The organism is Campylobacter sp. MIT 97-5078, from assembly GCF_006864455.1.
Lineage (GTDB): Bacteria > Campylobacterota > Campylobacteria > Campylobacterales > Campylobacteraceae > Campylobacter_D.
Genome location: NZ_QHLK01000004.1, coordinates 13,625 through 28,323 on the forward strand (window position 1 = coordinate 13,625; position 14,699 = coordinate 28,323).

The 14,699-nt window shown below is 34.6% G+C and carries 14 protein-coding genes; 1 reads left to right on the plus strand and 13 read right to left on the minus strand.

The features are described 5' to 3' along the window. Positions 1-164: 164 nt before the first annotated feature. The 3 genes from DMB91_RS02880 to DMB91_RS02890 form a co-directional block, all read right to left on the minus strand. Positions 165-1,982: an ammonia-forming cytochrome c nitrite reductase subunit c552 gene (locus tag DMB91_RS02880; protein WP_034902315.1), complete on the minus strand. Its 1,818-nt coding sequence runs from the start codon at positions 1,980-1,982 to the stop codon at positions 165-167. A gap of 18 nt (positions 1,983-2,000) precedes the next feature. Beyond that, positions 2,001-2,474: a cytochrome c nitrite reductase small subunit gene (nrfH, locus tag DMB91_RS02885; protein ID WP_409513462.1), complete on the minus strand. Its 474-nt coding sequence runs from the start codon at positions 2,472-2,474 to the stop codon at positions 2,001-2,003. Positions 2,475-2,782: 308 nt separating this feature from the next. Then, on the minus strand, positions 2,783-3,388 hold the full coding sequence (locus tag DMB91_RS02890) for a nitroreductase family protein (protein WP_034902320.1): 606 nt from the start codon (positions 3,386-3,388) through the stop codon (positions 2,783-2,785). A 217-nt stretch (positions 3,389-3,605) separates the two neighbouring features. Here DMB91_RS02890 and DMB91_RS02895 point away from each other — a divergent pair, with 217 nt between their 5' ends. Further along, the gene (locus tag DMB91_RS02895) at positions 3,606-3,788 is read left to right on the plus strand and encodes a hypothetical protein (protein ID WP_034902322.1); all 183 of its coding nucleotides are present in this window, start codon (positions 3,606-3,608) and stop codon (positions 3,786-3,788) included. A 26-nt stretch (positions 3,789-3,814) separates the two neighbouring features. Here the strand turns inward: DMB91_RS02895 and DMB91_RS02900 are convergent, their stop codons facing one another. From DMB91_RS02900 to DMB91_RS02945, 10 genes are all read right to left on the minus strand, one after another. Then, positions 3,815-5,539 (minus strand): ATP-binding protein, encoded by a 1,725-nt coding sequence (locus DMB91_RS02900; protein ID WP_034902326.1) that lies wholly within the window; start codon positions 5,537-5,539, stop codon positions 3,815-3,817. Continuing rightward, complete coding sequence (locus DMB91_RS02905; protein ID WP_052043124.1) at positions 5,532-6,008, minus strand: hypothetical protein; 477 nt, start codon at positions 6,006-6,008, stop codon at positions 5,532-5,534. The genes DMB91_RS02900 and DMB91_RS02905 overlap by 8 nt, the downstream gene beginning before the upstream one ends. Before the next feature lie 10 nt (positions 6,009-6,018). Then, a complete protein-coding gene (locus DMB91_RS02910) occupies positions 6,019-6,510 on the minus strand; it encodes a YajQ family cyclic di-GMP-binding protein (protein WP_034902331.1) in 492 nt (163 codons plus the stop codon). Next, positions 6,500-7,432: a D-2-hydroxyacid dehydrogenase gene (locus tag DMB91_RS02915; RefSeq protein WP_034902335.1), complete on the minus strand. Its 933-nt coding sequence runs from the start codon at positions 7,430-7,432 to the stop codon at positions 6,500-6,502. Before DMB91_RS02915 ends, DMB91_RS02910 begins: the two co-directional genes overlap by 11 nt. Before the next feature lie 17 nt (positions 7,433-7,449). Further along, a complete protein-coding gene (locus DMB91_RS02920; RefSeq protein WP_034902338.1) occupies positions 7,450-8,622 on the minus strand; it encodes a glutathionylspermidine synthase family protein in 1,173 nt (390 codons plus the stop codon). 21 nt (positions 8,623-8,643) lie between these two features. Beyond that, on the minus strand, positions 8,644-9,237 hold the full coding sequence (locus DMB91_RS02925; protein WP_034902341.1) for a UPF0323 family lipoprotein: 594 nt from the start codon (positions 9,235-9,237) through the stop codon (positions 8,644-8,646). Between the two features lie 87 nt (positions 9,238-9,324). After that, on the minus strand, positions 9,325-10,293 hold the full coding sequence (gene lpxD / locus DMB91_RS02930; protein ID WP_034902344.1) for a UDP-3-O-(3-hydroxymyristoyl)glucosamine N-acyltransferase: 969 nt from the start codon (positions 10,291-10,293) through the stop codon (positions 9,325-9,327). Positions 10,294-10,367: 74 nt separating this feature from the next. Then, positions 10,368-11,756, minus strand: coding sequence for a replicative DNA helicase (locus DMB91_RS02935; RefSeq protein WP_034902347.1), 1,389 nt, complete (start codon positions 11,754-11,756; stop codon positions 10,368-10,370). Positions 11,757-11,837: 81 nt separating this feature from the next. After that, on the minus strand, positions 11,838-13,298 hold the full coding sequence (pyk, locus tag DMB91_RS02940; RefSeq protein ID WP_034902350.1) for a pyruvate kinase: 1,461 nt from the start codon (positions 13,296-13,298) through the stop codon (positions 11,838-11,840). A 50-nt stretch (positions 13,299-13,348) separates the two neighbouring features. After that, the gene (locus DMB91_RS02945) at positions 13,349-14,692 is read right to left on the minus strand and encodes an FAD-dependent oxidoreductase (protein ID WP_034902353.1); all 1,344 of its coding nucleotides are present in this window, start codon (positions 14,690-14,692) and stop codon (positions 13,349-13,351) included. Positions 14,693-14,699: the final 7 nt, after the last annotated feature.

Here is a 14,699-nt window from a genome sequence, read left to right on the forward strand (position 1 = left end):
TCCCTTTATTTTATAAATCAAAATTTAATGTTTTTTAATAAACAAAATGTAACAAATAATGATAATTCATTAAAAACAAATAGCAAAAAACAAGTTTAAATCGATATAAAAACAAGAAAAATAACAAGTTAAAAATGTAAAAGCCCCGAAGCGGGGCTTTGATTTTAGTATTTATCAATCACCTGATAATTATATGGCTTAGTGTTTTTATCAAACTCAAGATATTCAGCTGGTGGATTGCCATTAATCTCTTCGTGTTGATAGTATCTATCGCCTGCTTTGTGTCCGTTCATATCCACTTTGTAGCGAATTTCGCCCGGATTGAGCTTTTGCATATCTTCAAAACCAAGATTTGAGGTTTTAAAGTCATTTATACCATTAGCTGCAGCGATTTGCACAAGTTTAGTCTGTCCTTCTCTTGCCATTTCAACTGCTTGCAAAAGCATTCTTGAAGCTTCTCTTGGATTGTGAAAACCTGTTGAGTTTTCAGCACCCACAAAATCGCCTCTCATTTGAGCTTTTCTGTGAAGCTCTAACACCTCTTTAAGTGTAGCTGAAATTTTAGCCTGATCAGCCTTGCCATCTGTTTGATACTCTGCCTTAGCACCTAAAAGTTCTCTAAGCTTTTTAATATCCATAATAAGACTTACTGTCGCATACTCAGCACTTCTTAAATCATACGCTACTGATTTTTGAATATCTAAAATTTGAGCTTTTAGATAATCCTCACTTTGAGTATGACAAGTTTTACACGCTGCATTAATGTTTTGTAAAGGTGAGGTTACATTATGTTGAGTAAGCTTTTTTGCACCTTTTCTAATATAAGGCATATGACAATCCGCACACGAAACGCCATTTGCTGCATGCACACCACCGCTGTAAAGCTCGCTTTCTGGATGTTGAATTTTAATCATAGGTGCACCGCTAAGCTTGTGAGCCCAGTCTTTATCAAAGTTTGCACGCACTTTATCATAATAATCATCAAACATTTCTATCCTAAATGGCTGTCCCTTTTTCCACTCACTCCAAGGAAATGCTAACTCTATACCTGCGACTTCAACTTCTGTGAATTGATTGCCATCTCTTAAAGAATCAAACTCATCATAAGTTTTTTGAGTGCCATCAAACCATTTTTTGCTTGGATCTTGTGCTATGGTTTCGCCTATAGTTTTTACCTTTGTGCCAGTTGGTTTAAAGTAGTATTCAACATGGCATTGTGAGCAAACAAGGGTTCTCATCTCCTCACGAGTAGCTTTAATGCCAGCTACTGGGTCTTTTTCATAGCCTCTTGAAACAAGAGCATTAATCGCTGCTGGACGAGTGAGTCTTAAACTCATATCGTTTGGATTATGACAATCCGCACAAGTTACGCCCATTCTTTTACCCCCGTGTGGTCCTGAATGCTCGGCTGAATTTTCAGCATAACCATTTACTGCTGGAACAGTTTTGATCATAGTCCAGTATTTTGCTGAGTTAAATGCCACCCAATCACCTTTTGCAGTATTATTTAAAAGCCAAGGAGTCCAACCACTATGACAATTCATACAGGCAGCTGGTTGTCCGCCAAAAGCTTTAAAGCCGTGAGCATTTAAGAAATCTTTGTTATTTCTTGCTGTGTCCATTTGATCAACTTGTATCCAAAAATGCCCTCTTTCTTCATTTGCATCAAGAGAGAAAGGATAACCTGCCCAAAGCACGGTAAGTTGCGGGTAACGAATAAGCTTTGAATATGCTAAATTTCCACCAAATTCGGTAGATATAGGTTTTTCTGTCTCAACAGTAAGATACATATCCAAATAATCAGGGAAGTTTTTACCCCAATGATCAAAAGTTGGATTATCATCACTTAACTCGACTAAATCCTTAGAGAGTATCCCTCCAACCCCTTCGTTTTGTTTTTTGGTGATATCATTATTAAGATAAAGCACCCCAGCGATCAAAACGATAACAATCACAATCGCACTCAATAACTTTTTATTCATTCATTCCTCCTTGTAAGTTTAAAATCCTCTTTTGTGACCGACACCTGCATGACAAGATACGCATTTAAGAGTATTGTCTTTGTGTGGATTGGTCGTAGCGTTAATCACGACGCTAACATAATCAGCATGACACCTTACGCAATTGTCCTGCACCATAGCTTTGCTTTTTTCATTCGCACTTAAATTTGCTGGCAAATCATTGAGTTTAAAAGTAAAAGCGTAGGCATGTCCTACACCACTTTCAGCCTTAGCGATCCATTTATCAACAAAACTATGTGGCAAATGACAATCATTACAGCTTGCTCTTGGCTCTCCTGCGATTTTCTTTGAGTGTGGAGCTTTTAAGTAATCAGCATACACATCATTCATAATGTGGCAGTTATTACAGGCTTCGCTTGCGTTTGAAAAATACGAGATTCCTTTTGCATTATAAAAGGTATAAAATCCTAACGCAAAAAACACAAAAAGCAAAACAAGAAAAATGCTAAAAATGCTACTAGAGCTTTCATTTTTATCTAATTTTTCCAAGCACCCTCCTTTTTTTGATAAGATTTTTGTTAATCATACATTAACTTTATTTAAAGTTTTCTTAAGGATTAATTTACTCTTGATTAGTTTTTTATTGTATATAAAAATTGTTTTATTTTGATAACAAGCCCATTCTAAAAGACTTTGAAAGAAAATACAAAAAATTACTTTGATAAAGTAAATACTCAAGTAAAAAATCTAGCCTTTTAAAAGTCTTTCAATGCTTAGATTTCAAGACTTTTGCTGGATTTTAGGATAAAAATATCAAAAATTTATAAAAAACGCACCACTTCATCAAAATCAAAACGCGTTTTTTCTGGAATTTGTGTGCTAGCTTTTTTGCCAAGTGCGATCATAAGGCTGGCTTGCTCTTTATTTGTATCAAGCTTAAGATAATCGTTTAAAGCTTTTTTATCAAAACCCCCTATGGTGCAAGTGCCTATATTCAAAGCATTTGCCGCATAAAGTATGCTTGCAAGTGCGATATGAGCTTGCTCTCTAGCATAAGCAAGCTTTTGAGCCTCGTTCATACCATCTAAGAAAGGTTTATAAGTTTTTAAACGCATATTTAGCTCACCTTCGCTCATCTTTCTTTTTCTTAACTTACTTTCAAAATACTGAGAAAAATCAAGCCTTGAAACGATAATGATAACAGCTGCTGCTTGAGCTACGTGAATTTGTTTATTTGCAATTTGTGCAAGTTCTTGTAACTTCACTCTATCCTCAGTCAAGATAAATTTCCAAGGCTCAAGCCCAAGACTGCTAGGGCTTAACCTGGCGATCTCTAAAATTTGCCTTAAATCCTCACTTGAAAGCTTAGCATCTGAAAAATCACGGCACGAATACCTTGTGCTTAAAATTTCAAGTTCTTTTTTCATATTTTCTCCTTTGTTTATTTGAATTTATTTTATTATACACAAAAAATAGTAAAATTTTTATTTTTATGTTTGTTTAAAATGCTTTCATCTTAGCTGATATGCCTTTTATGTCTTATCAAACTCAAGTAATGTGGCAAAAACAGAATTTAAACAGAGGGAAATTTTAGAAAAGCTACCTTTGTGTTTTCAAGAGCGATTTTTTAGGTGAAAACTCATCTTGCAAAAAAAAATGGTGGGGGGGCACAATGCTCAAAAAGTGCAAAAAGCTATGCAAGAAGAACTTGAAAAAGAAGCTTTGGTAAGGATTGATCATCATATTGGTTTGGTAGATTGTAAAAGTTTGCAAGACTTAACGCAGATAAAAGCTGAAGTTTTAGGAGCTATCAAGAAACTTTTTTAATTAATTAAGACTTTACAAAAAACTTCCTAAGCTCCAAAACCTACGATTTTGTTTTTATCAAAACTTGAGCTTAATTCTTTGTGTATGCTTTCTAAAAAATCTTGCATTTTGAAAATACCCTCTTTTGAAATGGCTGCTTTTAAGGCTGTGTTTTTAATCACCATGATGATTTGAGCACCGCTAAGTTCATAATTTGCTAGCACATTGACGCTAAATTCTTTGTCAAATTCGGCATTTTTAGGTAGGGATTTTTGCCAGATTAAAAGTCTTTGAGTAAAGTCTGGCTTTTTAAATTCTATCTTATACTCAAACCTTCTTGAAAAGGCACTATCTAGGCTTTCTAAGAAATTTGTCGTAGCTATGATTACTCCACTAAATCGCTCTATTTGCTCTAGGAAAATATTTTGCATTTGATTGTGCATTTTATCAGCCCCACTGCTACTTTCAATTCTCGTGCTTAAAAACTGATCAGCTTCATTTAAAAGTAAAATAGGACTTTGCTTGCAATTTTGGGCAATTTTATTATAAGTATCAAAAATTTTTCTTACATTTTGCTCACTTTCGCCCACATATTTGCTTAAAATTTTAGAACAATCAAAGCTTAAAACCGCCTTTTTCATAGACTTTGCAAGGCTTAAAGCCGACATCGTTTTACCCGTTCCAGCAGGTCCGTAAAAAATGATCTTTGCTTCTATGTTTTTAGAGCTTTTTATACCCCAAGAACTCAAGCGTTCAAGCACCTTTTTATCTTGTTGTTTTAAGATATTTTCTAAAAGCTCCTTTGTTTTTATAGGCATGATAACATCGTTTATATCAGTGTTTGGCTCGATTAGCTCAAATATATCTTGTTCTTTTACAACGCTTTCTAGTCTTATCTTAGTGTTTTTGCTTGGCTCTTTAAAGTCAATGATGCGTTGTAAAATGTTTTCACTTAGATAAAAACTTTTACTAATATCTCCAAAAGGACTTAAAAACTCATCATAATCAATAAGATTTTTTTCCATAAGTTTTGAGTTTTCATCAAATAAGGCTTTATTTTTAAGTCTTTCAAGTTCAGAGTTGCTGATGAGTAAAAGTAAGGAATTTAAATCCCTTGCATTTGAGTTTTCATCATTGATGCTGTATTCTTCTTTTAAAAGGGCGATGAAGATGATTTGCTCTTTTTCGTTTAAGCCATATTCTTTAAAAATTTCAGCCAAAACATTGTAAAATTTGCTATGTTTAAGACGTTCTTTGATATGCTTTTCATAAACTTTTATGGTGTTTTTAAGCTCATCATTTTGATATTTTAAGTTAAAATTTAGCCTTGCATAAAGCTCAATACGCTCAAATTCATCTTTTAAATACTCCAAATAATCGCCATAAGCGTCTTTTTTAGACATATCAAGCACGCTTTTTTCTTCGATAAAATGCAAAAAAAGCTCACTTAAACTCAGCTCAGTTTGAAGTAAATAGAGCATTGAAGCTCTTAAAGCCCTTGAATCAGTGCTTTTAAAAGCACTCATACTTTGAGTGATAAAACCAAGCTCTATAAGGTGCTTTAGCTCTTCTAAATGATCTAAATGCGAAAAAGAAGAATCCCCAAAAAGAGTAAAAAGCACGCTAAAAGCACTGGTGCTTGAGTTTGCCTGCACATAGTTTTTACAAAGTTCTCTTAAGATCAAAGCCTCATTTTCACTGCATTTAAGTTTTTTAAAGAGTTGCGTTTCTGTAATATTTTTTTTGTTTAAAAACTCTTTTAAATCATTCATTATCAACCTTTTTAATGCTTAGCCTTATATTGTTTTTCTTTTCTATAAAGAGCAATTCTTTATCACAAACTTGATAGCTTATATCATAATTTATATTGAGTAAATTTTGACTAAAACCACAAGCGTTTTGTATTAAATTCTTACCCTCAAAAAGAGGCTTAAAACGCAAAATATCTTCTAAAAAATCATCATAATAAGCCTGCCCTAAGTATCTTTGATTAAAGGTTTTTTTCTCAAAGCAAGCTTGTTCTAAGCAAATTTTATCCTCTATCTTAAGCCTTAAAAGCACCTGGGCAAGTTTATAAAGCTCTAAATTCACGCCCTTTTGTTTTTCATACAAAAAACCAAAATCAGCATTTCTTAAACCTTGTATCTTTAAGCTTACATACACAGGCGTGGATTTTCCTTTTTGAAAAGGTGCAGAACAGCTTAGTAAAAAAAAGCCTAATAAAATGACAAAAAATCTCAAAATTTAGACTTTATTTTAAATTTTTAAAGCTTAAACTAAGCTCTAAATTCAGCTCTTTAACAAGTTTCATCACAGCTTGCAAATCATCAATTTGCTTGGCACTCACTCGAATTTCCTCGCCTCTGATTTGAGAGCTTACCTTAAGCTTGCTATCTTTAATTGCTTTGTTGATTTTTTTGGTATTTTCACTATCTATGCTAGAAACCACTTCCAAACTTAACCTTGCTAAAGCTCCACTTTCTCTACTTTTTTCTTTAATAGCAGTAGCGTTAATGCCCCTTTTAATGAGCTTTGAAATAAGCATATCTTTTAAGGTATCAAGTTTGCCTTCACTTGAAGAAGAGATTTTAAAAAGTCCAAGCTTTTCATCAAGCTCAAACTCAGCCTTTATGCCCTTTAAATCATATCTGCTTTCAAGTTCTTTTTTAGCTTGCTCTAGGGCGTTTTTAAGCTCTCCGCTATCAATAGCTGCACTTATATCAAAACTATGCTCATTTGCCATTTTTTATAAACTCCTTTAAATTCTCAAGCACCATTTCTATAAGTTTTTTCATAGCTTCAGCACTTGCAAAGGCTATATGAGGTGTGATGATGAGTTTTTCTTTAGCTTTGATCTTTAAAAGCGGATGATTTGCCCTCATAGGCTCATTTTCAAGCACATCAAGCCCTACTCTTATATCTTTTTTATCAAGCACAAGGGCTAAAGCTTCTTCATCAACTATGCCACCGCGTCCTACATTGATCAAAATAGCTTTTTCTTTCATGAGTTCAAGCTCTTTTTGTGAAATAAGCTTTTTTGTCTTTTCGTTAAGCGGGGCATGAATACTGATAATATCACAAGTTTTAAGCAAATCTTCAAGACTAAGATGAGTAAAATCAGCCTTTAAATTCGCCCCTGTTGTAGAATGATAAAAAACCTTTGCTCCGAAGCTTTGAGCTACATTTGCAACCTGCTTTCCTATGGTGCCAAGCCCTATAATGCCATAATTCTTTCCCTCAAGGGTATGAATAATACGGGAAAAATCCGTAAAAATAGGACTCTTACACCAAGCACCACTCTTGCTAAAATGATCATAATACACTATATGATTTAAAAAGGCAAAAAGCAAGGCAAAGGTATGCTGAGTAACACTTGAGGTAGAATACCCTGCTACATTTTTTACCACTATATCTTTACTTTTGGCATATTCTACAGCGATATTGTTCGTACCTGTGGCTGTTTCTAAGATGAGTTTTAAGCTTGTATTATCAATCACTTCTTCATCGATAACAACTTTATTTACCACAGCTACGTCAGCTCCTTTTAGCCTTTGTATCACCTCATCTTTGCTTGTAAGATCATAACTTACAAATTCGCCAAAGTCCCTAAAAGCACTTAAATCAACCTCGCCCAAAGTAAGGGCGTCTAAACAAACTATTTTCATTTTATCTCCTTTAATTTTTATGCCTTTATGATATGTCCTACAAATTTAGCAAAATTATCAAGCACTAAGCCACCTTTTCTAAAACCTAAACCACAGCCATCATAGGCAAAAAATACACCGGCTTGGTATTTTTGCCCCTCATGTTCGTTAAATTCAACAAATTCTTGATAGACGAATTTATTATTTGTATAAGTTCCCTTTGTTTCAAAGCTTACTGAACCATCAGCTTCTATTATGCTTATATTTGCTCCTTCTCTACCAAAAACAGGTTTTTTAACGCATTTTTTACCCACTAAAGGCTTATCGCTAGTTTCTAAAAGCAAAGGATGGTTTGGATAAAGTTCCCATAGCACTTTTAAAATACCCTTGCTTTGAAAAAGTAAGGTATAGGCTGGATTTAAAATAATCGCCTTTTGATTTTGCATGATTTGAGTTAAAAGCATGGCTAGCTCGCCTTCTTCTATGGCTATATTTTCCCAAGGAATAAGCTTAAAGAAGTATTCAAAATTTATGCCATTTTTAAAAATGCCTTCAGGGCTAAACTCCACCTCATCAATAAAGCTAAAATCACTCTCAAAGCCAGCTTCTTTAGCAATATGAGCTAAAAGCTTAGTGGTGATCTCATCTTCATGAGAACCAGCTATGCTTGAAAAAAGGATTTTCCAGCCCTGATAATACTGCTCAAAGCCCTCAACGCTTTCTTCAAGGGTAACAAGGCGTTTAAAATTATCCATCAAACTTTCATAAAGGCTGTTAAATTGCAAGCTTTCATCAAGAGCATTTTGTTTTAAAATCGCCCATTGCAAAATCGCTGTTTCAAAAAGGCTGGTTGGAGTATCAGCGTTAAACTCTATAAGCTTGATAGGCTTATTATCAAGCCCGCCAGCTAGATCAAAACGAGAATACAAATGCCAATGCACCTCATTTTCCCAACTCATCTTAATGGCATCAATTAAACTAAAAGGGATACCTAACTCATCAAAGCGGTTCTCATCAATCACTTCTTGAGCTGCAGCAACAACCATATCATAAAGCTCATTTACCGCTTCATAATAAGCATTTACTTCTTTTTGACTTACTTGCACTAGCTCATTTGAAAGATACTCACTGCCATCATTATCAGTATGCCAGCTAAAACCTATGCTTTCTAAATAACTTTTTTCAAGGGCTTTTACTTTTAAAAAATTCATTCTTACCTCATCTTTTTAAATTTAAGAGCCAAAGCTACTTGAACTTGCTGCCTTTGAACCACCTCCAAAAAAGCCTGATCTTGAGCTTGATCCAGCTCTTGTGCTTTGACTGTTAAAACTATTCATACTTCTTTGATAGGCACTTTGATTTGAAAAAGCTCCTCTTTGATTGTTGGCAAAATTTTGGTTATTAAAAAGTTTTGAGCCTATCCAAGAGCCTATGATCGCTCCAGCTGCACTAGCAAGTAAGGCTTCTCCTAGACTTAAACCGCCTCCACTCATTTGAGCATTTTCTTGAGTAAGTTTTGAAGTGCCATTATCAATTTTAGCCTCTTCTTGTTTAAGCAAGGCATCCATTTCTGCTTTAGTAAGCACTCTTTCAGTGCCATCAAGCTGCTGTAAAACCACTCTAGTTTCAGCACTTGGGAATTGTTCTTTGATCTTATACTCGCCTTTTGCAACCTCTTCTATGATGACAAAAGCACCTTGCTGGGTATTTTGGCTCATATCCTCTGCCCTAGTTCCTCCATCATTGCAAGCTGTCAAAGCTCCAGCCGCAACCGCACTAAGTCCTGCTATCATGGTAAGTTTGGCTATCTTTTTGATGTGTTTCATAATCTTTTCCTAGCAAAAAATGAAATTTCTTAAGATTGTAACAAATTTTTACTAAAACTTTGTAAAAACACAAATTTTTTATTTTATCTATTCTTTTGTTTTTAAATCTTTGTAAAACAAATTTGCAAGCTTGGCTTGAAATTTAAGCCAATCTTTTTGAAGCATGATAGGAAAACCTCCATACACCCTGCCTCCTTCTAAGCTCTTGCTTACCCCACCTCGTGCAGCAATAGTGGTAAAATCGCCTATCTTAAGATGTCCGCTTGTCGCACTTTGTCCGCCCATAATGACATTTTGTCCAAGTTCGCTTGAGCCAGAAATTCCTGTTTGAGCTACGATAATGCAGTTTTTACCGATAATGCAGTTATGTCCTATTTGAACGAGATTATCAACCTTAGTCCCAGCTTTAATAATAGTGCTTTCAAACACAGCTCTATCAATGCTTGTGCAAGCCCCAATCTCAACAAAATCTTCTAAAATCACATTGCCATTATGATAAATTTTATAATGCTCTCCAGCATTATTGTGAGCATAACCAAAACCATCACTTCCTATAACGCAGTTTGCGAGCAAATGGCATTTTTTACCGATTTGGCTATCATTATAAATAACTACATTTGGGTGGATTACACTAAAATCACCTATGCTGACATTATCGCCTATATATGCTCCTGCCATAATCACGACATTTTCACCTATATTTACACCACTTCCTAAATACACATTTGGCATTATGATGGCACTTTTAGCGATTGTATTTGGCTTTTTTTCACTCGATATTAAAGGCTTTGCATACAGCTTGCTCAAATACGCAAAAGAAAGCTGAGGATCAGCACTGATGAGCTTTTGCATATCTTTTGGCACTAAATTTTCATGCTTTTTGCCGACTATAATCGCTCCAGCTCCGCAATGAGCAATATTCTTAGCATTTTTATCGCTATCACAATAACTCAATTCATCAAAACTTGCCCTTGAAAGCGAATTTAAAGCCTTGATCTCTAAATCCTCGCCCTTAAACTCAAGTCCCAAAAACTCCGCTATCTCACTTAATTTCATCATCGCCCCTTAATAAAATAAAAATATTATAATCATTCTTTCGTAAAAAAAGAATAAATCCTAACAATCCAAATTCATTCTTCAAAACTCTTTGATATAAATTCTTTCTTAGGAGCTTGAGCAAAACTTGATCTTTCTTTATAAAAAACAAGCTCAACCGTGCCTGTAGGTCCATTTCTATTTTTACCTACTATAAGTTCTGCTTTTTCTTCAAAAGGGTGTGGGATAAATTTCCTGATATATTCCTTGTCTTCAGCCTTTGCTTTATTTTCTCTTTCTTTTTCTTCTTGCTCTCTATACACTTCATCTCTATACACAAAAAGTATAGTATCTGCGTCCTGTTCTATAGCTCCACTTTCACGCAAATCACTGAGCATTGGGCGTTTATTTGCTCTACTTTCAAGACTTCTATTAAGTTGAGAAAGAGCGATGACAGGCATATCAAGTTCTCTTGCAAGAAGTTTTAAGCCTCTTGAAATTTCACTCACTTGCAAATGTCTATCTTTAAAGCCTGAATTACTCATCATCAAGCCTATATAATCCACCACGCAAAGCTTGATACTCTCATCGTTTGATTTTAACTTTCTTAAAACAGCTCTAATATCCGTGATACTTGCATATCCGCTATCATAAATATAAAAGTTTTTCTTTGAATACTCATTACAAGCATCACTTACCCTGCTCCATTCATCATCATTTAAATCCGCAATCAAAAGCCTTTGAAGAGGAATGGAAGTTTTGGCTGAAAGCAATCGTTGCATGATCTGAGTAGCTGGCATTTCAAGAGAGAAAAACACCACGCCTTGATCTTCTCTTAACGCCTTTTCGATGAAATTTAAGCAAATCGTTGTTTTACCCATACCCGGTCTTGCTGCAACGATGATAAGATCACCATCTTTAAAGCCTTTTATCATTTTATTTAAATCAGAAAAACCTGTATCAAGCCCTAAAATTTCTCTATGTTCGCTTTGCTTTTGCTTTTTAAATTCTTCTAAAAGCTCGCTTAAAACTGCTTGCATATCTTTTATATCAGCACTATTAACGCGGTTTGTAAGGTTAAAAATTTCTTTATTTAATTCATCAGTGATTTGTGATACGGCTTTGTTTGAGTTGATCTTTGAAGGTATGGTGTGAGCAAAATTTAAAAGCTGTCTTTTGATAGATTTTTCACGAAGTTCGTGAGCGTATTTAACAACATCAACTATAGCTGTAGTAGAAAGCACTTCATTAAATACATTCTCATCAATCCTGCCGTGCTTTTTTACAAAACTTGAACTTATAGGATCATTTGCACTCACGCATGCTACAAAGGCCTTGAATATATCCTGATGAGGCTTAAAGCTAAAATCACCTGGCTCAATATCCCCAGCAATACTCGCATAAGAATCCTCACTATACAAGCAAGAACTTAAAATTGCTCTTTCTAAATCCAAATCTACATTTTCGTCTATATTATTTTTCATACACACCTTCTAAAAAGAGCAAATTTTAACAAAGAAAGCTTTAAAATCAAGATAAATTAATGAATTTTTAAGGTTTTACGCTCAAAAAGGTGAAACTCGCTTTAAATAATACTCAATTTGCTCTTTTTTGAGCAAACGAATAAGATTGCACGAGCCTTCAACGCCGGTTGGAAAGCCAGCTGTAAGGATATAAGTTTTATCTTTGTCGATAAATCCTTGTTTAAAGCTTGCATCTACTACATCTTTTATAAGATCTGTTAAATCCCTCTTATCTCCATCAACAAAAACTTCAGCATTCACACCCCAAACTATGCTTAAAAAATTCAAGGTTTTTTCGCTGTGTGCTGCGGCGATAATATTTGCATTTGGACGATACCTTGCCATTTTAATGGCGCTTTTTCCACTACTTGTAAGAGCGATAAGAGCATTAGCATTTAAATCCCTTGCAAGATGAACACTCGAACGCATCATAATATCTGTTTCATCAAAGTCATCAAAAATACTAAATTTATTATAAGGGTAATTCTTCTCAGTTTCTATAATCGTTTTTGCCATGATATCTACAGCATTTGCTGGATCTATGCCTACTGCACTTTCTTCGCTAAGCATTACCGCATCAGTGCCGTCTAAAACAGCATTTGCTACATCTGAAATTTCAGCTCTTGTAGCATTTTTGGTTTTTGCCAAAGAAAAGAGCATTTGAGTTGCTGTGATGACGGGCTTACTGGCTTGATTTGCTTTAAAAATGATTTGTTTTTGTATGTTTGGGACTTTAAAATACGGCACTTCTATACCAAGATCGCCTCTTGCTACCATTATGCCATCACTTATCTTGATGATCTCGTCGATATTTTCTACAGCGTCAAATTTTTCTATCTTGGCAAATATAGCTATTTTAGCATTATTTTGTGCTAGAATTTGCTTTACTTCATCTATATCATGAGCATTTTGAACAAAAGATATGGCTAAAAAATCCACATTGTTTTCAATCCCCCAAAGCAAATCGTCCTTATCTTTAGTCGTAATCACATCGATATTAATACGAGTATCTGGGAAATTTATACCCTTATTTGAGCTTAAAAAGCCGTCATTTTCTATCACGCTTTCTATCTTATCATTACTGATTTTCACAACTATAGCCCTAATGCTACCATCATAAAGATAGATATATTCGCCAATTTTTAGCATATTAAGAATTTCTGGGTGGTTTATGCCTAGTTTGTAGTGATTTGGCGTTATTTTTTCGCCAATGATGTGTTCTTTATAAAAATCAAGCCTATCGCCACTTTTAAGCTCAAAAGGTTCTTTAAGCTCTAAGGTTCTTATCTTTGGTCCGCTAATATCTTGTAAAATTCCCACTCTTACACCAAGCTCTTTAGCAACTTCTCGAATGGTGCTAAGGTTGTTTTGGTGATATTCGTGCGTGCCATGCGAGAAATTAAGACGAAAAACATTTACCCCGTTGATGATCATTTGCTTTAACACTTCTTTGCTTTGACTAGCTGGTCCAACGGTTGCGACAATCTTTGTTTTTTTAATCATCATTTATCCTTGATTTTTTCATATCATAACATATTTTGGAAACAAAAAGACTACACTAACTCGCTTTGAAATTTATCCTCATCAAACTTTGCGCCTAAATACTCACACACGCTTAAAGTATCTTTTTTAGCATTACCTAGGCAACTTGTTGCACCCGGACTTGGAGTCATGTTAAAAATAATGCCTTCTATGTCATTGATACTTGCTTCGCCTAAAAGCAATTCGCCTTTTGTTTTATCAATCACTTGAGGACGCACGCCACCAAAACCATGTGCATAATAAATATCTTCTGGTTTTAAACTCGGTATAATTTTACCTATTTTTTTTGCAAATAATTGTTTGTTAAGCATTGGAATCTCATATAAATAATTATAAAAAATATAATTTCTCACATCTTTATCCTTAAGCATATCAAGGCTTACTTTTGCAACTATTTTGTCAAATTTTAAGGCTTCAAAAAATTCAGGCATAGACTTTAAGCCTCTGTATCGCTCAAGTTTTGGAATCACAAGTGCAGTAGGTCCAAAGCGGGTATTCATATCAGCCATAATATCTGGATCACCATGCAAAGCTGCAAAAGGAAGTTTTGGATTTTGCACTGTATAAACCTTACCATTTAAAAGCTTTTGTTTGGTTAAATAAAAGCTTCCAGCTACAGGCCAACAAGACTTATCAAGCCCAACGCCCATTTTATGCGCAAGATATAAGGAGTGCGCTCCAGCATTTACCACTATAGCTTTTGCTCTGTATTCTTGATAATTTTTAGTAAAAATATAAAAATAACCATCTTTTTTCTCAAGCTTAATCACTTCTTGATTAAAGGCAACAAAAGTATTTTTATTCTCCTGTGTGGCATTTTTTACCAAACTTTCACTCATCTTACCAAAATCAATGGTTGTATAAGACTTACCAGCTTCAGCACCCATAGCGACTATGTTTTCACTTCTATCTTTTACCCCATCTTTACCAAGCACAACTTTTGGTTCAAGCTTTTTAAGCTGAGTTTTGTCAAAAAATTGTGCGTAAGGATACAAACTTTTAAATTCTTCGTAACGATTTGTAAGATATTCACATTCTTCATCGCCAACAGCAAGCACCATTTTTTGGTGTGAATATACAAAAAGATTGCCTTTTTCTTTTTCTTTAAGGGCATATTTTACGACCATATCAGCATTTGGCTTTACCTTGGCTGCTTTTTGAGCACTATAATTTGTCTCTATATCTCCGCAATGAATGGTTTGGGAATTGCTCGTAGCCTTACTATTAAGCGTTGCTGGAGCGTTGTATTTCTCAAGCAATGCAATGTTTTTAATATCTGTATATCTTGCAAGCTCATAAAACAAAGCCGCACCTGAAATTCCAGCACCAATAACGATGACATCAAATTCTTTCATTTTTTTT

What these genes read in the sequence shown, in the direction of transcription:
- DMB91_RS02880 (WP_034902315.1), bottom strand. Translation starts at nt 1,982, where the DNA reads ATGAATAAAAAGTTATTGAGTGCGATTGTGATTGTTATCGTTTTGATC.
- DMB91_RS02890 (WP_034902320.1), bottom strand. Translation starts at nt 3,388, where the DNA reads ATGAAAAAAGAACTTGAAATTTTAAGCACAAGGTATTCGTGCCGTGAT.
- DMB91_RS02900 (WP_034902326.1), bottom strand. Translation starts at nt 5,539, where the DNA reads ATGAATGATTTAAAAGAGTTTTTAAACAAAAAAAATATTACAGAAACG.
- DMB91_RS02910 (WP_034902331.1), bottom strand. Translation starts at nt 6,510, where the DNA reads ATGGCAAATGAGCATAGTTTTGATATAAGTGCAGCTATTGATAGCGGA.
- DMB91_RS02915 (WP_034902335.1), bottom strand. Translation starts at nt 7,432, where the DNA reads ATGAAAATAGTTTGTTTAGACGCCCTTACTTTGGGCGAGGTTGATTTA.
- DMB91_RS02920 (WP_034902338.1), bottom strand. Translation starts at nt 8,622, where the DNA reads ATGAATTTTTTAAAAGTAAAAGCCCTTGAAAAAAGTTATTTAGAAAGC.
- DMB91_RS02925 (WP_034902341.1), bottom strand. Translation starts at nt 9,237, where the DNA reads ATGAAACACATCAAAAAGATAGCCAAACTTACCATGATAGCAGGACTT.
- lpxD (WP_034902344.1), bottom strand. Translation starts at nt 10,293, where the DNA reads ATGAAATTAAGTGAGATAGCGGAGTTTTTGGGACTTGAGTTTAAGGGC.
- DMB91_RS02935 (WP_034902347.1), bottom strand. Translation starts at nt 11,756, where the DNA reads ATGAAAAATAATATAGACGAAAATGTAGATTTGGATTTAGAAAGAGCA.
- pyk (WP_034902350.1), bottom strand. Translation starts at nt 13,298, where the DNA reads ATGATTAAAAAAACAAAGATTGTCGCAACCGTTGGACCAGCTAGTCAA.
- DMB91_RS02945 (WP_034902353.1), bottom strand. Translation starts at nt 14,692, where the DNA reads ATGAAAGAATTTGATGTCATCGTTATTGGTGCTGGAATTTCAGGTGCG.